The following is a 20944-nucleotide window of genomic DNA, read 5'->3' as shown; positions in this document are numbered from 1 at the left end:
TTTTCCAGGCGCTTGCGCAAGGGTGGTGGACAAGCCTCGATATTCAGGTTCTTCAGGGGGAGGACGAGCACCAGGGGCCTTGCATATGACATTTATCAAGGAAGTCGCCGGGCTATGGCGCAACCTCGATTGACGTTGTTGTCTGATTCTTTCGGCCCGGTTCAGCTGCGAGTGACATGAGCGCAGACGTCCATCTCTCTGGAGACAAACATGAGCCAATATCAACACTTGTTGCTGATCATCAACCCGGCCCTGCGCCATTCCCCGGCGATAAGCCAGGCCGCCGCCCTGGCTAAAGCCAGCGGCGCGTCGCTGCACATCGCAGCCTTGATCAAATGGTGGGATTTCCTGTCGCTGCTGGAGGAAGGGGATCGGGCAAGGGCCCGTGCGGCCTATTTGCAGGACCATCACGAGTGGCTGGCAAGCCAGGCTGCCAGTCTGCGAGCCGAAGGTTTGCGGGTGACGACCGAGGTTGGCTGGTCCGAAGACATGAAACGGGAGATCCTCGATCACGTCACCGTGAACCAGCCCGATCTGCTGATCAAGGAAGTGCAGCACGAATCCTTGCTCAAACGCGCTTTGTTTACCCCATTGGATTGGCAGCTGCTGCGTGATTGTCCGGTGCCGGTCTACTTGTTGGGCGCTGCTGGCCCGGGTCTGCCGCGCAAGGTCGTAGCGGCAGTGGATGTAGCTGCAAGCGAAGATGATGGGGGCGCTCTCAATGACCGGATCGTCGAACAGGCCACATCCTTCGCCACTCAGTTTGGTGCAGAGTTGCACCTGTTATATGCCTATGACGTCTCGCAAAACTATCTGGATGAAGTGGTGAACAACTGGACGGTTTCGGAATTGATGAATGCCCGGCGCAAGGAACTGCAAGCGCATTACAGCGCTTTGGCGAGGAAATTCGGTGTGACGGCCGAGCACAGGCATAGCAGGGAGGGACATCCCGTGGCGGCGATCAGTGAGTTTGCCGAAGAGCACGATGTGGACGTGATTGTCATGGGCAGGGTTCAACGTCACGGGCTGGAAAAACTGCTGGGAAGTACCACCGAACATATTCTGTACCAGGTCCCCTGCAGCGTACTGGCGGTCTAGCGCCAACGCTGGTGCACCTTACAAAGTCAGCGTTCCGGCCCACAACATCCGGCCAGCGTAAATCGCGGCGGTCCAGATAATGATCAACACACCCGTTTCCGAACCGCTGAGCGGCTGACCCTGACGCGTTTTCAGCGTGCCCAGGTAAATCAACGAGCCAGGCGCTTAGAGCAGAGCGCTGAGCAGCAGGTATTTGGGGCCGGCGGCATACAGCTGAATCAATCGGATGATTATTTCCCTGCCGGAATCGATAACGTCGCCCTCAAACCGCCCTCTGCGCGGTTCGCCAGTTCAATCCGTCCGTTCAGTCGCATCGCGATGGTGTTGACAATGGTCAACCCCAACCCGGCGCCATGCGCCGTGCCACGGCTGTAGAAACGCTCGAACAATCGCTCTCTGTCCGATTCATCGATTCCCGGCCCTTGATCGTCGACCGTCAAATGACAGAAGCCATCGGACTTGCTCAGGTGCACGGTGATCGCACCGTGTTCGGGGGAGAAGTTCGCCGCGTTGGTGATCAGGTTATTCAGCGCGATATCGATGGCGGCGGGGTCGGCGAGGACATGAAACGGTTGGTCGCTGACCTCGAAGATCAACTCAAGGTGTTTGCTCAGCAACCACGGTGTCAATTGCACCAGGCTGTTGCGTACGGTTTCGCTGAGATCAATGCGTTGCAGTGGCGGCGGGTTGGGTTTGGGTTCAAGACGTGCCATGGTCAGCAGTTGGTTGACCAGCCGGCTGGTGCGGTCGACTCCGGAGATCAGAAATTCCAGCGACTCACGGCGCTCTTCTTCGGTCCCGGCCTCCTGCAGATTTTGCGCATGCACCCGCAGCACCGCCAGCGGCGTGCGCATTTCGTGCGCGGCATCGGCGATAAAACGACGCTCCCGGCCGAGCACTTCCTGAATCTGCGCGAGCATGCGATTGAGCGCTGCCTGCATGGGCTCCAGCTCACTGGGCAGGGGCGTCAGTTGCAGCGGCTCAAGTGAACCACTGTGACGGGCGCGCAGAGTCGCCGCCATGTCTGCCAAGGGCTTGAGCCCCCAGCCTATGGCCAGCCAGATCATCGCGGCGAGGATCAGGCTGCCAACTATGTTCGGCCACAGTGTGTGGCGCACGATGCGGTCGACCAGGTCGGTGCGCACATCGTCGCGCTCGCCGACCCAGATGCGCAGGCCGTTCTGCTTGTCTTCCAGCATGAACGCTCGCCATTGCCGACCTTTCAGATCGACCACGTCGCTGAAGCCCGTTCTCGTCGGCGGCGCAGTGAAGGAGGGCGCACTGGCGGTATGTACCAGCACCTCGCCTTGCGGGTTCCACACCTGGAAGGCGATTTTGCTTTCGTAAGGATGTCCATCAACCCGTGGCTTGGCTTCGCCGAGAGCCTGATTGAACGCCTGATACAACTGCGCGTGCTCGGTACTCGCCATCGGCATACGCATCACGCCCTGCAGCAGGCGTGCGTTCTGCGCCAGTTGGGCGTCGTAGACCTCGGCGATTTCGTGGTTGCTGTCATGCACGTTGAAGAGGCTGAGTACCGCCAGACCGGCCAGTAACAGGCCGATGATCAGGGTCAGCGTGCGCCGGCGGATCGATGTCATCGACGCTCCTCCACCAGATAACCCACGCCGCGGATGGTGCGGATCAGGTCGGTGGAGAACTTCTTGCGCAGGTGATGAATGTGCACTTCCAGGGTGTTGCTTTCCGCTTCTTCATTCCAGCCGTAGAGCAACTGGATCAATTGATCGCGAGTCATCACCCGCCCCGGCGGCGACAGCAGTTCGTGCAGCAACTGATATTCCTTGGGGGTGAGCGCGACCGGTTGGCCTTGATAACTGACCTGCTGGGTGCCGGGGTTGAGGCTGATACCGGCGTGCTCGATCAGCGCCTGGGCGCGCCCGGCACTGCGGCGCAACAGGGCACGCAGGCGGGCTTTGAGTTCGGCGAGGTCGAAGGGTTTGACCAGGTAATCGTCAGCACCGGCGTCGAGTCCGGCAATGCGGTCTTCGGTGGCATCGCGAGCGGTGAGAATCAACACCGGCAGGTTCGAACCGCTGTCACGCAGGCGGCGCAACACTTCGAGGCCATCCATGCGCGGCAGGCCGAGGTCCAGCACGGCGACATCAAACGTTTCGCTGAGCAGCGCGTGCAAGGCGCTGCTGCCATCTTTGAGCCAGTCGACCGTGTAACCCTCGCGACCCAACGCCTGGTAAATGCCTTCACCCAGCGCCACGTCATCCTCGATCAGTAATAAACGCACGCGCACTCCTTTCAGTCGAGTTTCTTGTTCACGTCCACCAGCAAGGTGTCGATCTCTTTACGACGCCCGGCATCGGCACTTTCGCGGCCCGCACGAGGTGCGGCTTGTCTGGCCTTGATCAGCGCTGCCTTGGCTTCAGCGTAGCGCTTCTGACGGTAGAGATGGTCGCCCCAGAAGTACAGACTGTCGATGCCATCGGGGTTGAGCTGCAGGGCTTGTTTGAGCAATTGCTCGGCCTTGTCGCTGTCGCCGAAGCCGATCGGCCAGCCCGGTACGCGGTCGTACAGTGCAGCGAGGCTGGTATAGGCCGAGCCTTGCAGGGCCTTGGGGTCAAGCGTCAGGGATTTTTCCAGATCCGCCTTGGCGTCCTTGGCTTTGCCCAGGGCACCGAGCCCGCCCTCGGCACCGGCCCAACTGCTGGTGACGATGCCTTTCCAGATCCAGGCTTCGGCCACATTCGGACGTTGCGTGGTGAACGCGTTGGCTTCGCTGGCCAATTGCTCGAACGCCGCGGCGCGCTGCTTTTCCGCGACCTCGTATTGAATGTGCGCCCAGTTCTGCTGGATGCCGGTGAGACGTTGCTGATCAGCCGGCTCAAGCGCCCAGACACTTTGACTGAGGGCGGCAAACAGCAGGCATGTGGAGAGTTTTTTCATGGCGTTGGAGCCTCGTTATCAGGTTTTTCACTGAGACGGCGGATCAGTGGCAATTGCTTGCGCAAGCCGCGATCCACCAGATGCGGCAGTAAGCTGTTCAAACGGATGAAAAACCGCTCCGGCCAGCCTAGGTACAGGTCACGACGATCGCCGGCAATCGCATGCATCACTGCCGACGCCACGGTCTGCGGATCGTCAACGCTGGCCTTGAGGGCATCGTTCAAGGCTTGCGCAGCGGCGCTGTTCATCGAGGTGCGGGTGGCCCGGGGCGCGACATACAACACGCTGACCCGCGTGTCGGCCAGCTCGCGGCGCAATGCCTCGGAGAATCCGCGCAGGGCAAATTTGCTCGCGCAATAACTGGCGTAACCGGGGTAACCGATCGAGCCATAGGTCGAGCCGACGTTGACCACCATCGCGCTGTCAGCCTGCTTGAGCTGCGGCAACAGCATTTTGGTCAGGCAGATTGGCGCGCTGATGTTCACCGCCAGCATCGCGTTGATGTCACCGTCATCGAGCTGTTCGAGCATGGCGAAGTGATTGACCCCGGCAGCGTTGATCAGCAGGTTGATGCCGCCAATGGCGTCGGCGGCGGCCAACACTTTGCGCCGATCGCTGAGGAAGGTCAGGTCGGCGGCTACCCAGCAGAGGTTCTGCGGATATCGCTCAAGCAGCGGCAGCAGCGCCTCCTGATGCCGCGCCACGGCCAATACCCTGGCACCGGCGGCGCACAAGGCACTGGCGATGGCCAGGCCGATGCCGCCACTGGCACCTGTCAGCACCACGCGGGCTTTATGCAGCTGCATGTTGAGCCTCAGCGTCCCGCGGCAGACCACGGAACATGTCGGCGTAAAGGCGATAGACGACTTTCGAGGCATGAATGACCGCCGCTTGATCGTCAGGGTCTTGCAGCTGATTCATCAACCGCCGATAGGTCTGCATGTGCTCGATGTCGAGCGAACCGTGGGAGTTCAGATAGCTGAATGCCGTTTCCGGCAGCGCCAGGCGATCGCGAATGCTCCCCGCCGCGTGGGTGGCCAGGGCGATGCTGGTGCCTTCGAGTACGTTCACCATGCCGAACAGACCCACCGGATTGCCCCGGGCGATCAGGTCGTAGAGAAAACTGACCATCAGCTCGATCGATAACGACGGCTGACCATCACGCACGGCGTCACGATCACCGCCACAGGCGGCAATGTCGTTGAGCACCCATTGTTCGTGGCCGTATTCATCCTCAATGTACTCGCACACCGCTTTGCGCAGCCATTCCAGGCGCGTCGGCAGGCGTGCACCGCAGGCCATCATCAGTGGCACGGTGTGGCGCACGTGGTAGTAAGCCTGGGCAAGAAAGGCACGATAGCTGTCGAGGCTGACCTTGCCTTGCAACGCATCGACGATGATCGGCAGGTTGAACAGCTCGTGGCGTTCGCGTTGCGTGGCTTCTTGCAGGGTGTCGAAAAAACTCATTATGCGGATTCCTCGGAAGTGGCGGATTCGGTCAGTTGCGTGCGGTACTGCGCGACGATGGCGTCACGGCGTGGCCGGCCATTGGCGGTGAGCAGGCCGTTGGCCGCAGTGAAGGGCTGCGCCAGGCGCGTCCACTGATGCACCTGGGCGTAATCGGGCAACGCCGCGTTCGCTTCGGCGACGGCGGCGGCCAGCCCGGCATCGGTGCAGTCCGGACGATGCGGCCAGAGCAGGGCGTGGTTGTGCGGCATCGCCTCGCCATAAACGAACGCTTGAGCGATGTGGCGGCGCTGGGTCAGTTCCGACTCGACCCATTCCGGGTTGACGTTTCGCCCGTAGCTGGTGACGAATTGGTGCTTTTTGCGGCCCTTGAGATAAAGAAAACCTTCCGGATCGAATTCGCCCAGATCGCCACTCGGCCACCATTGATCGGTATACGCTGGCTCCCCCAGATAGCCGAGCAACACCGAACCCTTGATCAGCACTTCACCGTCCTCGGCCAACCGCACCTCGAGGTGGGGCAGAGGGCGCCCGACGCTGCCCGGACGGCGCGCGCCGGGGCGATTGAGGCATACGACCGAGGCGCATTCGGACAAGCCGTATCCCTCGTAAACCGCTAACCCGACCCGTTGCGCGCGGTGCAGCAGGTTTACTGACACCCGCGCGCCACCGACCGCGGCGAAGAGCAGGGTTTGCGGATCGAAAGCCTTCTGTTCAGCGGCGCTGACCAGAACTTGCAGAAGCTGTGGTACGAGTATCAGGCTCTCCGGCGCACGCTTGGCCAGATAACCGAGCAGGCGCGCAACGTCGATGCCGCTGGCGCCTTGAATGCCGAGGGTTGTCTGGCTTGGCAGGCTCAACACCGCACCGGCGTACAGCGCGGCATAACAGCCCAGGTTCTCCAGCAGGATCGCCAAAGGCAACAGCGCCAGATGGTGCTCCGGTCCAGTGGCTGCGCTTGCCTGATCAAGCTCCCGGGCAACGCGCAGGAAGCTGTCGGCGCTCAGGCACACACCTTTCGGCGTGCCGGTGGTCCCGGAGGTAAACGTGAGTTTCGCGGTGCCCGGCGGCATGCGACTGGGGCCATTGAACGAGCGACACCAGAACTCACCCCGTTGTTGATATCCCGCTGCCAGCAGCTCGGCTTGCAGTTGCGGCTCGGCGATCACCCGTTCGGCCTGGCTCTGTTCCAGACAATGGGCGCGCTGCGCGGCACTGAAAAACGGCGGCAGCGTTACGCAGGTCAAGCCTTCGAACAACACAGCCAGATCCCAAAGCATCGCGTCGACGCCGTTGTCCAGCGCCAGCGCGATCACCCGCACCTGCTCATCGCGCAGCCGCTCCTGGCGATACAACACCTCGGCATACAGCGTGGCGTAATCTATTCTCAGCGTGTCGCCCCACAGGGCTGAGGCGTTGTCATTGCGCCGGGCATGGTCGCGCAGGGTTTCCTGGAAGCGTTGCAATTCAAGCGACATGGCAGGCTCCTTCAACAGAAGTCGGCAAACCCAGGCGAGTGAACAGGCCAATATTGCGCAGGTGAACAAATCCCGCGCGAATGTTGCCGACGTGCACCCAGGGTTTGCTTTCGTAATAACTGCCCCAGTGTTGATGCTCGTCACCCAGTCGCTGTGGATCAGCGGCGCACAATGTCACGGGCTTCAAACCCAGGCGATGGAAGCTGTTGACCAGCCCGATGTTGCCGGTGAAGGTCACCCATTCCAGGCCGCCCATGGCCAGCAGATAGGTGATGGCGATGATGCTCAGGCGCGCACTGCCGGTATCGCTGGCGGCGAGGTTGCCGACTTCGACAATGACCTTGCGATCCACTGCACGACCGGCGGCGGCACTGATCAACGACTGGATCGGTTCATCCAGATAGCGCTCGAGAAACAGTGCCTGTTGATGCGCTCGACGGACCCCGGCCACGGCGCACAACTGGCCGTCGCTGTTGTGCATGCCGAACAGCTCGGGCATGAAATGGCGGATTTCGGCACCGTGAGCCGTGCGGAAGCGCTGCTGGATAAAGGCTTCGAAGGGCGCGCGCAACTCGTCCACCGGCAACGCGTTTCTCAGCGTCATCGGCAACGATTCGGCCTCGCCGAAGCGCAAGGGCAGCGGGATGTTCCAGTCGAATTCGGGCATGGGCAGAGCGCCTCCCTCAATGGGTTTGAGCGCAGTATCCAAGCCATTTCTTAACGAAGTCTGAAGATGAAAAACCGTTAACCGCAGCGCCAATCTTCAGACTGTCTTAAGGCTGGGCGAGCACGGTAGGCCAGCGAGAAGATCGTCGTTCCCCAACAATCACGAGGCGTTTCCTATGATCCGCGACACCGCTGTAACCCGTTATGGAAAACTCTAAATCATCCTGCACTGGCTGATGCTGGCGTTGTTCGTCGGGGTGTATGCGTGCGTCGAAATCAAGGGCTATCTGCCCAAGGGCAGTGAGGGGCGCAGCATGCTGATGGGCCTGCATGGCCTGTTTGGCGCCAGCATCTTCGCCTTGGTGTGGATTCGACTGATCGGCCGCCTGACTCCGCGTCCGCCGATTATCCCCAAGCCGCCGGCGTGGCAGACCGCAATCGCGCACCTGACACACCTGGCGCTGTATGGATTGATGATTGTCACGCCTGTCCTGGCCTGGCTGATGCTCGCGGCGGGCGATAAACCGTTTCCGTACTTCGGTTTCCATGTGCCGGCGCCGGTGGCTATTGACCCGGACCTGGCCAAACAACTGAAGTACTGGCACGAATGGATTGGCGGTGCCGGCTACTGGCTGATCGGCCTGCACGCGCTGGCGGGGCTGTTCCACCATTACTGGGTGAAGGACAACACCTTGCAGAGGATGTTGATTGCGCGTGCCCGCTCTTGAAGCAAGCATCTTGCGCCGTTCGTCGAAGGGAATGTCCGCCGCAACTCAAGCGCATGGCTGCGGTGGAGCTGAAAATCCGGAACTGCCAGCCCTCGCCGATGCCGAAATAGCATCGACAACGAGGGCAAAGCCATGACTGAAGAAAAAACCAAAGTGCCGGAAGAAGTACCGGATCAAACAACCCCGGCACATTCCACCGAAGAAGAGCGCGAGCGCTTGAAGGACTTTAACAAGGACGGTATCCCGCCGGGCAGTTGCTGATCAGCGGTCACCGTGGCTGCGTCACCAGTTCCCCGCTGATCGCATCCATCATCGTCGGATGCTCCTCAGCGGCGACGCGCAAATCCTCGGTGACCCGCAACTCCGCACCCGTCGGCGAATAGGTGGCTGCCGCCGTGAACGGTGCGGGGTTGGCCGGCACCGGGCGTTTGCCACGGCGCCAGAAGAAAAAGCTGACCATGCTCAAATTGACCACTGCGAAGACCCAGAACAGGCCGTTGGCGCCGAACGAGTTCATCACCGGCGAGATCATCATCGGGCTGATGGCCGAGCCTAGCGAGTTGATCAGCAGCAAACCCTGAATCATCGGCACCAGCGCTTCGGCCGGGGCGCGGTCGGCCGCGTGGCTGACGGCGACCGGGTACAGCGCGAAGACGCCGCCACCGAGCAGAAACAGCATCGCCGCGAGCATTGTCGAAGACAGCGGCAGCAGCACAATCACCAGCGATAATGCCGTGCACGCCACCGTCAGCAGGGTCAGCACCTGCAAGCGATCGGTGCGGTCGGACCAGCGTCCGACTGGATACTGCAGCAGCATCGCGCCGAGAATCGTCCAGGCCATCATGCTGCCGACTTCACCGACGTCCAGACCTCTGCGTTGCAGATACAGCGGCAACAAGGTGTAGATCGCCGCTATGGTCACCCCCGAGCCGAAACAGCCGACCAGCCCGGTCGGCGTCACGCCCAGCAGTTGCCGGGGCTTGAGTGGCTCGACCTGATCGAGCAGCGGCGAGACGCGCGGCAGGATCACGATCGGCAGCACCGACAACGCAGCAAGCATGCCGGCGACCATGAACGGCGCGCTGTCGCTCATGCCAGTGATGGTCCCGAGCGTCGCCTGGCCCAGAACGCCAGCGCCATAAAGCACGATCATGTACAGCGCGAGCAAGCGCCCGCGAATCTTCTCGTCACCGGCCAGCAGCAGCCAGCTTTCGATCACCAGAAACACACCGACCGTCGCCCAGCCGTTGATCAGGCGCAGGACCAGCCAGCCCCAGGTGTCATAAAACAGACCTTGCAACAGGATCGTCACGGCAATCAGCGAGGCGAAGCTGCCGTAGGCACGAATATGGCCGATGCGCAGAATCAGCCGGTCGTTGAACACCGCGCCCAGCGTCAGGCCGATGAAATAAGCCGACGAAACAATTCCGATCATCGTCGCCGAGGCGCCGGCGGCGTCCAGGCGAAGGGTGGTCAGGGAAGACAGAAAACCATTGCCCAGAGCAATAATGAACAGCCCGAGCAGGGGCGCCAGCGCCATGGCCAGCAAACGCGGAGACATAAAAACCTCAAGAAATCGTACAGCGCAACGTGCGCCTCTGCGCATGCGGTTGCCAGGCTGGAACAGGTGTTGTGCAAATGTCTGCCGATCGGGCAGGGCGGTGGCGTCGGCCGAAATGGCCAGCCCTGCAAGTGCGCGTCTGTGACCAGACGCGCGCTTGCAAGAGCGCGCGGGATTCTACGGCTTGCGCAGGATTTGCCAATAGCCGAAGGCTGCGACGTTAGGACGCAGGCAATTTCGAAGTCGAAGAGGAGGCTGAAAACCCAACATCGAGCTCAGCTCTGACAAGGGCCTGCCAGCGAAAGCTGACGCAGGCCCTTGCTCGTTTCAGCGCCTAAGTATGCGAAATCAACAAATCACTGATGATGCAGATCGAGCCATCCTCTGGCGGCGTGGCGTCGGTGTAGTCGATCTGGTTGTAGACCCCGCCGTGGAAATTGAACACCTGCGAATTCCAGGTTGAGTCGAGCTGCAAATCACCTGATGTACCGACAACGCCGTTGTAGTCAACGGTGACTCGAGCTACGCCGGCAGAGTTGGCGCGAATGGTGATCTTGAACTTCGCCCCCAGCGGCACGCCCTTGAGCACCGTGGTGTTGACCGGAGTGGTCTGATTGAAGCTCTGGCGGAAGCCCATGGTGATGTTGCCTTTTTGCCAGAACACCTTGATGGCCGGGCTGTCGTCGTTTTTCACATGCATTTGCGAGATCACCACTTTCTGCGCTGAGTTGACCTTGGTCACGCTCATCTCCTGATAGTTGAGGTGGTCAGCGGCGCTGGCCAGCGACCAGTAGGTCGCTTCCTTCCATTCGCAGCGGGTGCGGTGAGTGCTCTTGCTCGAGGCGCCTTTGGTGGGGGCGGACAGTTGCAGTGATCCGTCCGGCAGGATCGTGACGATACTGGGGAATTGCGCGATCGCCTGGGCTCCGTTGAGCTCCAGTGCGACCGGATTGTTCGCCGAGACGGGAACCGGAGTGGAGAGGGTGAGATTGCTGATGTTTACGGCCATGGTTTGTACTCCTGACGATAAAAATCATTAGCGACCCAGGCCTTCGGTGGATTGGCACATCTGTCCGCGCGGACTTTCACCATCTCTTGGGCACAGCACCATGGCGGCGCAAGCGGCCGCCGCGAAAACACACAGGGCAAAGGTCACGCCCGTTGCCTCCAGCACTGCGCCGAAAATCGGCGTGCCGGCGGTTTGGCCGAGTGCCAGAAGCAGAAACGGTATGCCCAATCCCAAGTCCGGACGATCCGGAAACAGGCGGATGCCTTGCAGCAGATAAACGCCCGAGGAAACGATATAGGCCGCGCCAAACAGGCACATTGCGATGAGGCCAGACCCGGCTGATATCGAGGCGGCCGACAGGCCCAATGTCCCGAGGGCGATCCCAGCCAGTGCCAGATGCTGAATACGCACGACACCGAATCGGCCGGTGAACACGCCCGTCATGCATCCGCTGATTCCCGCCGCACCCAGGACGATCCACGCCCATGCTATCGACTGATCTGAGAATCCAGCCTCGCTGCGCAGAATGTCGGCACCGAATGTCCAGATCGCCGTGCTCGCCAGGCCCATCAGGAAAGCGCTGGCGCACAAAGGCAGTACGCCGGGTCGACGCAGCATTGCCAGCGAGAAGTTCTGCGCGACGTCACGCTCGACCCGGCGCGGTAGCGCAAACCAGAGCCAGATCGTGACGCCGATGCCGATCAAGGCAAACAGGGCATACAGCTGGCGCCATTGCCCGGCCGCCAATATCGCCGCCAAACCGGAAAAAACGATGCCCGCCGCTGTGCCGGCATTGATAAAACCATTGGCTCGCGGGCGATCCGCATCATCAAGACGCGCTGCCACCGCACTGGCCAATGGCGGCGAAGTCAGACCCGTGCTCAATCCCGCCAGCGCCACGCCGCAGCCCAACGTCAATCCCGACGACGCGAGCACAATCAAACCCATCCCGAGCGCCGCCGCCGCGCCGGCCATTACCGTCAACCCGCGTGGGCTGACTTTGCCGCTGCACACAAATGTCGCGACGATGCCCACGCAATACGCCGCAAATGCACTGCCGCCGATCCATCCAGCGGCGGAAACGCTCAGTGCCAGATCCTGACGAATCTGCGGCAGCAGCAGACCATAGGCGAAGCGTGCCAGACCGTAGGACAACGCCGTCAACGCGAAGGCCGCCAGCACCAGATTGATGCCGCGCTTCACGAGCCCATTCCTCCCGCAAGCGCGCGCCTTTGAAGATCGGTCATTTAGCAGCAGACGTGGTTTTTTTGCGGGTTCTGGTCGCGGGAGCAACGGTCCCAGGCTTGGCCTTTTTCCGTGGTGCCGGCGGCGCTACGCTGCTGGCGACCGAACCTGGCAAGCCATCGGAATCGAACGCATCCAGTTCTGCGCGCGCCTGCAACCAGTGCTCGAAATCACTTCCGTGCGGCCGACCTTGTTCCTCCCAAAGCCTGTAGGCGATCTTGCGGATGGTTTCCTCGTCCATTTCGTTGTCTCCTGCTGATATAAAAAAGTGCCTCGAAGGCGAGCACCCTTGGCGGATCACGGGGAAATCGGATCGCTGGCGGGAAAGGTTTCCTCGACTGCCTGATCCAGTTTCGAGTCACTGACATTGCGCTCATCGGCCCCAAGGTTCTGCTCGCAATGGCAGGTCGAGGACGGGCAGGGTTGGCCCTTCGGGTGAAGATCCGCGCAGGCCTGACTGCAAAACTGCTTGCCGTCACGCTCGAAGGTTTGCTCGCCGCTGCATTTGCAGGTGCAGCCCGGGCAGGCGCAATCAGTTGTTGAAGGATCGTTGGCCATGGGTTTCCTCCAGGTGGTCTGTAAAGGCAGTCGTTACCGATTCTGATAACCCGCCCCGCACCTGCGTTTGATGATTTTCCCCCACGCCCGATGAGTGGTAGAGCGCAGAGGGCGAGGGCAGTACGGCGTTCAACGCGAGGGAAAGATTCAGCGCCAGGATCAGCAGGATCGATACGCTGAAAATGCGCCGCGCCCAGACTTTCGCATTGGTGGTTCGCACCGGTCGCAACGTCAGATAAAACCAGTAGCCGCCCAGGCCAAGTACCACCAGCGGATAAGAAACATTGATAGCCGCAACCCAGCCCAATATCGCCGCGCTTATCAGGAACGCGACCATGTACAGGTTGATCTCGCGTCGTGCCTGTCTGAGCGTCAAGGTTGGCAATCCGGCGGCACGAAAGTCTTCATGGCGCATGACGGTGATCGCGTGGGAGTGGGGCATCTGCCAGCAGCAAAACACCATGATCAGCATCAGCGCCGTGGCATCGAAGCTGCCGGTCACGGCGCAATAACCGACCACCGGCGGCATGGCCCCGGACAGGCTGCCGACCAGCGTGCCCCAGTGCGAACGGCGTTTCATCAGGCAGGTATAAACACCCGCATAAACGATCAGACCTACTGCCGCCATGGCGCAGGCCAATGCTGTGGTGCCGACCCACAGCAAACCGAAGCCGATCACACCCAGCACCGTCGCGTAGCAAAACGCACTGGGCAACGACACAGCGCGAACGGCCAGCGCCCGATGACAGGTGCGCACCATGCGCCGGTCGATATCGCGGTCGACGCAGTTGTTGATCACGCAACCGCAAGCGATGACCAGCGCGGTGCCGAGCAGGGCGGCCAAGAAATGCGCCAGGGACACCGGGCGGCCACCGGCGGCAAGCAGATAGCCGCCGAACACCGAAGCCAGATTGCCGACGATGATGCCGGGCTTGGTCAGTTCCAGCCCGACATTCAGCGACAGCCGCCATTGCTTCAGTGCGCCAGCATGTTGTGGTGAATGCTGTCCATGATCCATAGCGAAAGCCCCACCAGCAGAAGAATGATCACCACCGAGAAGATCAGCGCTCTGAGGTTCCAGCGCTGCTCCTTGGCGGTGTCCAGATGCAGGAAATATTTGAGGTGGGCGAAGACCTGCACCACACCGAGCGCGACCACCACCCAAGCGGTGACGCTGCGTGGCAACGTCGGGTACATGACCAGGCCAAAGGGAATGACGGTCAGAATCACCGAAATGATGAAACCGACCATGTATGAACGACTGGTGCCATGGCTGGTGCCGGCACTGCTATGAATCGGGCTCTGGTTATACATGTCACACCACTCCCAGCAGATAAACCACGGTAAATACGCAGATCCACACCACGTCGAGGAAGTGCCAGAACAGGCTCAGGCAACTCAGGCGCGTGGTGTTGGTATTCGTCAAGCCCCGGCTGCTTACTTGCAGCATCAACACCGCCATCCACACCAGACCACTGAGCACGTGGGCGCCGTGGGTGCCGACGAGGGTGAAGAACGCGGTGAGGAAACCGCTGCGATCCGGCCCGTAGCCTTCTGCGATCAGATGGTGGAATTCGTTGATTTCCATGGCGATGAAGCCGCAACCCAGCACGAAGGTGACGCCAAGCCAGCGCAGCACGTGGGCTTTGTCATTGCGGTTCATCGCCAGCATCGCGTAGCCGTATGTGATGCTGCTGAGCAGCAGCAACGCGGTTTCGGCAAGGACATAGGGCAATTCGAAAATGTCGACGGTCGAGGGCCCGCCAGCCACGCTGTCACGCAGTACGGCATAGCCTGCGAACAGCGTCGCAAACAGGATGCAGTCGGTCATCAGGTAGATCCAGAAACCGAAAATGCGCATCGAGCCCGCGTCTTCATGGCCATGTTCATGGCTGTGCGCGATGTCTTTATCCAGAACGATGTTGGACATGTTCAAGCCTCCGCCAAGTCTTTGAGACGCGCTTTTTCAATCCGCGCCACTTCCTGCGCCGGGACGAAATAATCGATGTCTTCGTCATAGCTGCGCACGATCATTGCCACCACCGAAGCGACCAGACCGAAGATCGCCAGCCACCAGATATGCCACACCAGGGCGAAGCTGCAGATCAGCGCGAAGACACTGATTACCAGGCCGGCGGAGGTGTTGCGCGGCATGTGAATGGCGCGGTAGTCGGTGTGACTGAGGGTGCTGACGCCGCGCTCTTTCATGCCCCAATAGGCGTCGAGATCGTTGACTTTCGGTTGCTCGGCGAAGTTGTAGAACGGTGGCGGCGAGGCCGTGGCCCATTCCAGGGTGCGACCGTCCCACGGGTCGCCGGTGAGGTCGCGCAGTTTCGCGCGGTTGCGGATGCTCACGTAGAGCTGCAACGCCTGCGCGGACACGCCACAAAGAATGATGCCGACGCCAAACAGTTCCAGCAGCAGCCACGGTTGCCAGGCCGGGTTGTCGAAATGGTTCAGGCGTCGGGTCATGCCCATGAAACCGAGCACGTAAGACGGCATGAACGCGAAGTAGAAACCGACCAGCCAGCACCAGAACGCAATGCGCCCGAGGCGGTCGTTGAGGCGGAAACCGAACGCCTTGGGGAACCAGTAAGTCAGCCCGGCCATGTAGCCGAACACCGCGCCGCCGATGATCACGTTATGGAAGTGCGCGATCAGAAACAGGCTGTTGTGCAGCAGGAAGTCGGCCCCGGGCACCGCCAGCAGCACGCCGGTCATGCCGCCGATACTGAACGTGACGATAAAGCCCAGCGTCCATAGCATCGGCGTTTCGAAGCGCACGCGGCCGCGATACATGGTGAACAGCCAGGTGAAGATTTTCACCCCGGTCGGCACTGCAATGATCATCGTCATGATGCCGAAAAACGCGTTGACGTTGGCCCCCGCGCCCATGGTGAAGAAGTGGTGCAGCCAGACGATGAACGACAGAATCGTGATCGCAATCGTCGCCCACACCAGCGAGACATAGCCGAACAGGCGCTTGCTGCTGAAGGTCGCGGCGATCTCCGAGAAGATCCCGAACGCCGGCAGGATCAGGATGTACACCTCCGGATGGCCCCACGCCCAGATGAGGTTGACGTACATCATCGGGTTGCCGCCCGCCTCGTTGGTGAAGAAGTGCATGCCCAGATAACGATCGAGGGTCAGCATCAACAGGGTGGCGGTAAGGATCGGGAACGCAGCGAGAATCAGGATCGAGGTGCACAGTGCGTTCCAGGTGAACACCGGCATCTTGAACAGGGTCATGCCTTCGGTGCGCATCTTGAGAATGGTCACGAAGAAGTTAACCCCGGTTAACAGCGTCCCTATGCCGGATATCTGTAATGACCAGATGTAGTAATCCACCCCGACCCCGGGGCTGTAGCCAAGTTCGGACAGGGGCGGGTAGGCGACCCAGCCGGTGCGGGCAAACTCACCAACGCCCAGCGAGATGTTCACCAGTGCCGCACCCACGACGAACAGCCAGAAACTCAGCGCGTTGAGGAACGGGTAGGCGACGTCGCGGGCACCGATCTGCAACGGCACGACGATGTTCATCAGGCCGACCACGAACGGCATCGCCATGAAGAAAATCATGATCACGCCGTGGGCGGTGAAGATCTGGTCGTAGTGTTCCGGCGGCAGGTAACCCGGGCCGCCACTGGATGCCATGGCCTGTTGGGTACGCATCATGATCGCGTCGGAGAAACCGCGCAGCAGCATGACCAACGCGACGATGATGTACATGCAGCCGATTTTCTTGTGATCCACCGAAGTGAACCACTCGCGCCACAGGTAGCCCCACTTGCGCTTCCAGGTGACGGTACCGACCAGGGCAAAACCCATCAGGCCGACGATAGCCAGGGTGTACATGACAATCGGCTCGTGCAATGGAACCGCGTCCCATGAAAGTTTCCCGAACATGATTTAACGCTCCTCGGCCAGCAGACTCGGTTGTTGATTGACGCGCACATCGTCGCTGTTGCTTTGCACCTGGGTTTCCTTCTTGCGCGGTGCTTTGTTCATTCCTTCGTACTTGTCGACGATGTCGAGAAACAGTCGCTCCTGCACAGCCGAGTAATAAGCGATCTTGTGCGCCACTGAAGGCTTGGCCAACTCGGCGTAACTGGTTTGATCAAGTTGCCCGGGCGCCGCTTTGACTTTGTTGACCCACGCTTCGTAATCCGCGCCGCTGAGTGCCAGGGTGCTGAAGTGCATGTCGGAAAAACCGTGGCCGTTATAGTTCGCAGCAATCCCGCGATACTGGCCGATTTCATTGGCGATCAAATGCAACTTGGTCTGCATGCCGGCCATGGCATATATCTGCCCACCGAGTGCCGGAATAAAGAATGAAGTCATGGCCGCGTCGGAAGTGACGGTGAAACTTACCGGCGTATTCACCGGTATCGCCAGTTCATTGACCGAGGCAATGCCCAGATCGGGGTAGATGAACAGCCATTTCCAGTCCGTTGCCACCACTTGCACATTGAGGTGCGGCACGTCGGAGTCCAACGGGCGATAGGGATCGAGTGCATGGGTGGTTTCCCAGGTCACCCAGCCGAGTACGCAAATAATCAGGAACGGCACGCCCCAGACCACCGCCTCGATCTTGTGCGAACTGGCCCAACGCGGCGAATAACGGGCCTTCTTGTTGGTCGCGCGGTAGCGATAGGCGAACAGGAAGGTCATGACGATGACCGGGATCACCACCAACAGCATCAGGCCCGTGGCGAGAATGATAAGGTCGCGTTCATCTCGGGCAACATCGCCCTTGGGGTTGAACACCACCAGATTGCAACCGGCGAGCAGAACGCTGGTAGCGAGATAGACCAGGCAATAGCTGATTGTTCGCTTCATACATGCTCCTGTTCTTTATATCGATCCTTGTTTTCTTCGGGCAACAGTTGGCCATGGACAGAAAACCCTGTTTCTGTACCGGCTAATCACGCTGGGCTGAATAACGAGTTGTACTTGAGCTCGCCTGGGCCTCGAACTTTTTGAATGAGCATTGCGAAGTTGGTTTTACAGAATGTTACGCAAGCTGACGAACGGTTGAATTAGCGAAACGGCGGGCGCGAATCAACGCGCTATGCTGAAAATGCCTCTTGGCAATCCGTGGAATTATTCCGCCAAAGGAAAGATCTTTGACGTGAGCGAGTTGAGTTCAGGAGTACGACATGTTCAAACGCGGCGAAACCTACAACAAATGGAAGGCGACGGAAAAGGCGGAAAAGTGCCATACCGAAGAAGTTGAAAACGGCTGTCATATCGAGGTACGGGCACGGGAAGCCGATGATGGCGACGTCGAAATGTTCATCAGCGTTTACACCGCGACCGGCGAATGCGCTTACGAACGCATCAGGAAATTGCCCGGCGTGGAATGGGAAGTCGAGGACGCGCTCAAACGTGGCATCGATCAGGCAGAACGAATTGCCGGCGGCGAGTCCGGACGATTGTCCTGTGCCGATGCGCACGGCCACGAGAATGAGTGACCGTGTGCAACGCTCAGGTGGCTTGGCGCGCTTCAACCTTTCCGAGCAGTTTCAGGGGGGGGCGGGTATCGAGGGGAATGGATGGCGAGATCGTGCGGGGCGGCACGCCGCAGGAGCTGCGCGCAGGCCAGGGGGGAGATGCAGGCGCTGGTCTGTAACCGCTGAGCGCTGCCTTATTGCTCTGAGCGCGTCCAGACCCTGACGTAATCGATGCGAAACACCGACGGCAGATCAGCATCGTCGACCACGCCGAACCAGTCCCACATCGCTTCGCTGTCGAAGACGATTTGCATCGGGAAATGCCAGTAGCTGTTTTTCGCCTCTCGCACCAGTACGCCGTCGACGTACCAGCGCAAAGTCTCGGGTTGCCAGTCAAAGCCGTAGACGTGAAAGGTATTGGCCAGCCGCCACGGTGCGACCCAGGTACTGCCGGAACTCAAGTGTTGATCATTCTGCGGTCTGGCCCAGACATGCGCGTTCATGTTGTACCGGCGATCAAAGGCTTCGTTGCGGGTCTTGCCGCCGATTTCGAAGATATCGATTTCCGTGGCGTTGTCCGGCAGCCCCGTCCAGGCCAGCCAGAAGGCACTGGAACCGGCAGAGTTCATCGGTTTCGCCCGGGCTTCGTAATAGCCGTACATCCCCCGTTCGTTGGTTCGGACCATCGCCGAGCTGTAATCCTTGTAGCCCAGCGCTACGTATTTTTCCGGGAGGGTCTGCTTGCGGAAGGTGATGTTCAGATTGCCGCTGCCGACCTTGGCGTTCTCCGGCAAAAACAGCGCCGGTTTGCGCCCGAGGGAATCGGTGCCGGTGGCGTTGTTGACGTGCCAGCGTTCGGCATCGAGGGTGCTGCCGTTGAATTCGTCGGACAGCCGCGTATCGCGTTTCCAACCGCCGGCATTGGCCTGGTCCGATAACGGCAGGTCGGGCGTAACGTGCGTCGGGGTCGGGCCTAATGGGCCGACGCGAGTCCAGGCATCGACCTGTTGCGGAATGGCGACCGCCCACTTTTGCGCCAGATACTCGAACACATTGCGGCGTTCTTCCTGGCTGCTGAATGGGCGGTCATAAACCAGTACTTCGGCAATGTCGCCGCGGAGGATTTCCGAGGTGCCCACCACATTGCGCGCCACCGCGAACGGGCCGATCGGCACGTCACTGGTTTCCAGCAACGCCAGCGCCGGCTCGTACGCGGTGGTCTGCTGCACGCTGATGCCGAAATTCGGTGCGACGTTATCGTTATCCGCCAGTTGCGGCCGCGAGCTGAACAGGCGCTGCCAGGCCTTGCCGCCGGCCTGCTCGGGCAGACGCCGCGAGACAACGAACACTGTCACCGGCCCTTTGCTTGTGCGGATCGCCTGGCCCATGAACGCCGCCGTGCCGCTGAAACGCACCACACCGTGGCCGTTGAGGGCGTTGTCGACGCGCGTTGGCCAAGTCGTCGCCGCGCGATTGTCGACGACCACGTCATTGCCCTTGCCGGACTTATCCAGCCAGCGCACGACCTGATTTTGCCCCTCCAGCGTCATCGAGGCCGGATCATTGCCGTCCAGCCACAGCACCAGTCCGTCAGCCACCGGTCGTGGAATATTGGCGTTGGCGCCAGCGCTCAGCAGCAGCAAAACCAACAGCAAGCATCGTGATCTGTTCATGAGTCGTCCCTAACGTGGATTTGCCCCGGTTCAAGTGCCCACCGCCAGCAGCGGCGCCGTTTGCGGGCGGTAGCCCCAGGGGTTGTGGGTCTGCCAGCGCCAGCTGTCGATGAGCATTTGCGTGAGCTCGCGTTGCGCGCGCCAGCCCAGTTCGCGCCCGGCCTTGCTCGCATCGGCGCGGCACTCGGCGACATCACCGGCGCGGCGCGGGGCGAAGCGGTAGGGAATGCGCAGGCCGGTGACGTCTTCGAAGGCGCTGATGATCTGCAAGACGCTGTAGCCGCTGCCGGTGCCGAGATTCCACACGTGCAGGCCATGTTCATCGTCCTGCAAAACCTGTAGGGCCTTGAGATGACCTTCGGCCAGATCCAGCACATGGATGTAGTCGCGAACACAGGTGCCGTCGACGGTTGGATAGTCGTTGCCGTACACGGTCAACGCAGCGCGCTGGCCGCTGGCAACCTCGGTCAGGCACGGCAGCAGGTTGTTAGGTCGACCATTGGGCGCTTCACCGATCAATCCACTTTGGTGCGCGCCGATCGGGTTGAAGTACCGCAGCACGGCGATGTTCCAGCGCGCATCCGCGAGGGCGAGGTCGCTGAGCAGTTCTTCGATCACCAGCTTCGAGCGCCCGTACGGGTTAGCCGGTTTGCCGGTGCCATGCGATTCCACGATCGGCATCACAGTCGGCTCGCCATAGACAGTGGCCGAGGAACTGAACACCAGATTGAACACCTGCGCGCGGGCCATCGCCTGACACAAGTTCAGTGTGCCGAACACATTGTTGGCGTAGTAATCCATCGGCCGGCGTACGCTCTGCGCAACGGCTTTCAGCCCGGCGAAATGCAGCACTGCATCAATTGCGTAGGTGCTGAAAATCTCGTCCAGCAGCGCGGCGTCGCGGATATCGCCCTCGATGAAATCGACGTGCGAATGACTCAACAGCTCCAGCCGTGCGACTGCTTCGCGGCTGCTGTTGCACAGGTTGTCGAGGATCAGAACCGAGTGTCCGGATTCGATCAGTTGCAATGCCGTGTGCGAACCGATGTAGCCGGCACCGCCCGTGATCAACGTGGTTTTGCGCATGACGAC

23 protein-coding genes are annotated in these 20944 nt (G+C 60.5%); 4 read left to right on the top strand and 19 right to left on the bottom strand.

The features are described from left to right. Positions 1-210 precede the first annotated feature (210 nt). Positions 211-1098, top strand: a complete 888-nt coding sequence (locus JWU58_RS14635; protein WP_206420369.1) for a universal stress protein — start codon at positions 211-213, stop codon at positions 1096-1098. A 230-nt stretch (positions 1099-1328) separates the two neighbouring features. Here JWU58_RS14635 and JWU58_RS14630 read toward each other — a convergent pair whose 3' ends face one another. From JWU58_RS14630 to JWU58_RS14600, 7 genes are read right to left on the bottom strand one after another with little or no spacing between them, the layout of a single operon-like run. After that, positions 1329-2699, bottom strand: a complete 1371-nt coding sequence (locus JWU58_RS14630; protein WP_206420368.1) for an ATP-binding protein — start codon at positions 2697-2699, stop codon at positions 1329-1331. After that, a complete protein-coding gene (locus JWU58_RS14625; protein ID WP_016774538.1) occupies positions 2696-3358 on the bottom strand; it encodes a response regulator in 663 nt (220 codons plus the stop codon). The genes JWU58_RS14630 and JWU58_RS14625 overlap by 4 nt, the downstream gene beginning before the upstream one ends. Before the next feature lie 11 nt (positions 3359-3369). After that, positions 3370-4014: a tetratricopeptide repeat protein gene (locus JWU58_RS14620; RefSeq protein ID WP_016774539.1), complete on the bottom strand. Its 645-nt coding sequence runs from the start codon at positions 4012-4014 to the stop codon at positions 3370-3372. Beyond that, on the bottom strand, positions 4011-4820 hold the full coding sequence (locus tag JWU58_RS14615; RefSeq protein WP_016774540.1) for an SDR family oxidoreductase: 810 nt from the start codon (positions 4818-4820) through the stop codon (positions 4011-4013). Before JWU58_RS14615 ends, JWU58_RS14620 begins: the two co-directional genes overlap by 4 nt. Next, positions 4807-5481, bottom strand: coding sequence for an iron-containing redox enzyme family protein (locus tag JWU58_RS14610; RefSeq protein WP_123442601.1), 675 nt, complete (start codon positions 5479-5481; stop codon positions 4807-4809). The genes JWU58_RS14615 and JWU58_RS14610 overlap by 14 nt, the downstream gene beginning before the upstream one ends. Continuing rightward, on the bottom strand, positions 5481-6959 hold the full coding sequence (locus JWU58_RS14605; protein WP_016774542.1) for an AMP-binding protein: 1479 nt from the start codon (positions 6957-6959) through the stop codon (positions 5481-5483). The genes JWU58_RS14610 and JWU58_RS14605 overlap by 1 nt, the downstream gene beginning before the upstream one ends. After that, on the bottom strand, positions 6949-7626 hold the full coding sequence (locus JWU58_RS14600; protein ID WP_016774543.1) for a thermostable hemolysin: 678 nt from the start codon (positions 7624-7626) through the stop codon (positions 6949-6951). Before JWU58_RS14600 ends, JWU58_RS14605 begins: the two co-directional genes overlap by 11 nt. Positions 7627-7843: 217 nt before the next feature. On the opposite strand from JWU58_RS14600, the gene JWU58_RS14595 reads away from it, so the two are divergent. Both JWU58_RS14595 and JWU58_RS27395 read left to right on the top strand, forming a co-directional pair. Next, positions 7844-8353 carry a cytochrome b gene (locus JWU58_RS14595; protein ID WP_277425673.1) on the top strand — a complete coding sequence of 170 codons (510 nt, stop codon included), beginning with the start codon at positions 7844-7846 and terminating at the stop codon, positions 8351-8353. A gap of 132 nt (positions 8354-8485) precedes the next feature. Then, positions 8486-8614, top strand: coding sequence for a hypothetical protein (locus JWU58_RS27395; protein ID WP_016774545.1), 129 nt, complete (start codon positions 8486-8488; stop codon positions 8612-8614). A 7-nt stretch (positions 8615-8621) separates the two neighbouring features. On the opposite strand, the gene JWU58_RS14590 is transcribed toward JWU58_RS27395, so the two are convergent. The 10 genes from JWU58_RS14590 to cyoA form a co-directional block, all read right to left on the bottom strand. Continuing rightward, positions 8622-9959 (bottom strand): MFS transporter, encoded by a 1338-nt coding sequence (locus tag JWU58_RS14590; protein WP_338139250.1) that lies wholly within the window; start codon positions 9957-9959, stop codon positions 8622-8624. Between the two features lie 289 nt (positions 9960-10248). Continuing rightward, positions 10249-10923, bottom strand: a complete 675-nt coding sequence (locus JWU58_RS14585) for a polysaccharide lyase family 7 protein (RefSeq protein ID WP_123442600.1) — start codon at positions 10921-10923, stop codon at positions 10249-10251. 27 nt (positions 10924-10950) lie between these two features. Continuing rightward, positions 10951-12126 (bottom strand): MFS transporter, encoded by a 1176-nt coding sequence (locus JWU58_RS14580; RefSeq protein ID WP_206420367.1) that lies wholly within the window; start codon positions 12124-12126, stop codon positions 10951-10953. Positions 12127-12166: 40 nt separating this feature from the next. After that, complete coding sequence (locus JWU58_RS14575) at positions 12167-12409, bottom strand: DUF2934 domain-containing protein (RefSeq protein ID WP_136493453.1); 243 nt, start codon at positions 12407-12409, stop codon at positions 12167-12169. A gap of 56 nt (positions 12410-12465) precedes the next feature. Next, the gene (locus tag JWU58_RS14570; protein ID WP_125916139.1) at positions 12466-12726 is read right to left on the bottom strand and encodes a metallothionein; all 261 of its coding nucleotides are present in this window, start codon (positions 12724-12726) and stop codon (positions 12466-12468) included. Then, entirely contained in the window at positions 12701-13744 is a 1044-nt protein-coding gene (gene cyoE, locus JWU58_RS14565; protein ID WP_206420366.1) for a heme o synthase, read from the bottom strand. The genes JWU58_RS14570 and cyoE overlap by 26 nt, the downstream gene beginning before the upstream one ends. After that, positions 13702-14040, bottom strand: a complete 339-nt coding sequence (cyoD, locus tag JWU58_RS14560) for a cytochrome o ubiquinol oxidase subunit IV (protein ID WP_016774550.1) — start codon at positions 14038-14040, stop codon at positions 13702-13704. Before cyoD ends, cyoE begins: the two co-directional genes overlap by 43 nt. Position 14041: 1 nt before the next feature. Continuing rightward, complete coding sequence (locus tag JWU58_RS14555; protein ID WP_110599448.1) at positions 14042-14656, bottom strand: cytochrome o ubiquinol oxidase subunit III; 615 nt, start codon at positions 14654-14656, stop codon at positions 14042-14044. Between the two features lie 2 nt (positions 14657-14658). Continuing rightward, positions 14659-16632 (bottom strand): cytochrome o ubiquinol oxidase subunit I, encoded by a 1974-nt coding sequence (gene cyoB, locus JWU58_RS14550; protein ID WP_039760284.1) that lies wholly within the window; start codon positions 16630-16632, stop codon positions 14659-14661. A gap of 3 nt (positions 16633-16635) precedes the next feature. Continuing rightward, the gene (cyoA, locus tag JWU58_RS14545; protein ID WP_206420365.1) at positions 16636-17565 is read right to left on the bottom strand and encodes a ubiquinol oxidase subunit II; all 930 of its coding nucleotides are present in this window, start codon (positions 17563-17565) and stop codon (positions 16636-16638) included. Between the two features lie 320 nt (positions 17566-17885). Here cyoA and JWU58_RS14540 point away from each other — a divergent pair, with 320 nt between their 5' ends. Next, on the top strand, positions 17886-18200 hold the full coding sequence (locus JWU58_RS14540) for a hypothetical protein (protein WP_016774554.1): 315 nt from the start codon (positions 17886-17888) through the stop codon (positions 18198-18200). A 173-nt stretch (positions 18201-18373) separates the two neighbouring features. Here the strand turns inward: JWU58_RS14540 and JWU58_RS14535 are convergent, their stop codons facing one another. Both JWU58_RS14535 and galE read right to left on the bottom strand, forming a co-directional pair. Further along, positions 18374-19852, bottom strand: a complete 1479-nt coding sequence (locus JWU58_RS14535; RefSeq protein WP_206420364.1) for a family 16 glycosylhydrolase — start codon at positions 19850-19852, stop codon at positions 18374-18376. Between the two features lie 30 nt (positions 19853-19882). Beyond that, on the bottom strand, positions 19883-20938 hold the full coding sequence (galE, locus tag JWU58_RS14530) for a UDP-glucose 4-epimerase GalE (protein ID WP_206420363.1): 1056 nt from the start codon (positions 20936-20938) through the stop codon (positions 19883-19885). Between the last annotated feature and the right edge of the window lie 6 nt (positions 20939-20944).

The sequence above is a fragment of the Pseudomonas atacamensis genome (genome assembly GCF_017167965.1).
Lineage (GTDB): Bacteria > Pseudomonadota > Gammaproteobacteria > Pseudomonadales > Pseudomonadaceae > Aquipseudomonas > Aquipseudomonas atacamensis.
This window is presented reverse-complemented; position numbering and strand designations above follow the sequence as displayed.

Excerpts from the sequence above, each read along its gene's own strand:
- JWU58_RS14635 (WP_206420369.1), top strand. The coding sequence starts at position 211 with ATGAGCCAATATCAACACTTGTTGCTGATCATCAACCCGGCCCTGCGC.
- JWU58_RS14630 (WP_206420368.1), bottom strand. The coding sequence starts at position 2,699 with ATGACATCGATCCGCCGGCGCACGCTGACCCTGATCATCGGCCTGTTA.
- JWU58_RS14620 (WP_016774539.1), bottom strand. The coding sequence starts at position 4,014 with ATGAAAAAACTCTCCACATGCCTGCTGTTTGCCGCCCTCAGTCAAAGT.
- JWU58_RS14615 (WP_016774540.1), bottom strand. The coding sequence starts at position 4,820 with ATGCAGCTGCATAAAGCCCGCGTGGTGCTGACAGGTGCCAGTGGCGGC.
- JWU58_RS14610 (WP_123442601.1), bottom strand. The coding sequence starts at position 5,481 with ATGAGTTTTTTCGACACCCTGCAAGAAGCCACGCAACGCGAACGCCAC.
- JWU58_RS14605 (WP_016774542.1), bottom strand. The coding sequence starts at position 6,959 with ATGTCGCTTGAATTGCAACGCTTCCAGGAAACCCTGCGCGACCATGCC.
- JWU58_RS14600 (WP_016774543.1), bottom strand. The coding sequence starts at position 7,626 with ATGCCCGAATTCGACTGGAACATCCCGCTGCCCTTGCGCTTCGGCGAG.
- JWU58_RS27395 (WP_016774545.1), top strand. The coding sequence starts at position 8,486 with ATGACTGAAGAAAAAACCAAAGTGCCGGAAGAAGTACCGGATCAAACA.
- JWU58_RS14590 (WP_338139250.1), bottom strand. The coding sequence starts at position 9,959 with ATGCGCAGAGGCGCACGTTGCGCTGTACGATTTCTTGAGGTTTTTATG.
- JWU58_RS14585 (WP_123442600.1), bottom strand. The coding sequence starts at position 10,923 with ATGGCCGTAAACATCAGCAATCTCACCCTCTCCACTCCGGTTCCCGTC.
- JWU58_RS14575 (WP_136493453.1), bottom strand. The coding sequence starts at position 12,409 with ATGGACGAGGAAACCATCCGCAAGATCGCCTACAGGCTTTGGGAGGAA.
- JWU58_RS14570 (WP_125916139.1), bottom strand. The coding sequence starts at position 12,726 with ATGGCCAACGATCCTTCAACAACTGATTGCGCCTGCCCGGGCTGCACC.
- cyoE (WP_206420366.1), bottom strand. The coding sequence starts at position 13,744 with ATGGATCATGGACAGCATTCACCACAACATGCTGGCGCACTGAAGCAA.
- cyoD (WP_016774550.1), bottom strand. The coding sequence starts at position 14,040 with ATGTATAACCAGAGCCCGATTCATAGCAGTGCCGGCACCAGCCATGGC.
- JWU58_RS14555 (WP_110599448.1), bottom strand. The coding sequence starts at position 14,656 with ATGTCCAACATCGTTCTGGATAAAGACATCGCGCACAGCCATGAACAT.
- cyoB (WP_039760284.1), bottom strand. The coding sequence starts at position 16,632 with ATGTTCGGGAAACTTTCATGGGACGCGGTTCCATTGCACGAGCCGATT.
- cyoA (WP_206420365.1), bottom strand. The coding sequence starts at position 17,565 with ATGAAGCGAACAATCAGCTATTGCCTGGTCTATCTCGCTACCAGCGTT.
- JWU58_RS14540 (WP_016774554.1), top strand. The coding sequence starts at position 17,886 with ATGTTCAAACGCGGCGAAACCTACAACAAATGGAAGGCGACGGAAAAG.
- JWU58_RS14535 (WP_206420364.1), bottom strand. The coding sequence starts at position 19,852 with ATGAACAGATCACGATGCTTGCTGTTGGTTTTGCTGCTGCTGAGCGCT.
- galE (WP_206420363.1), bottom strand. The coding sequence starts at position 20,938 with ATGCGCAAAACCACGTTGATCACGGGCGGTGCCGGCTACATCGGTTCG.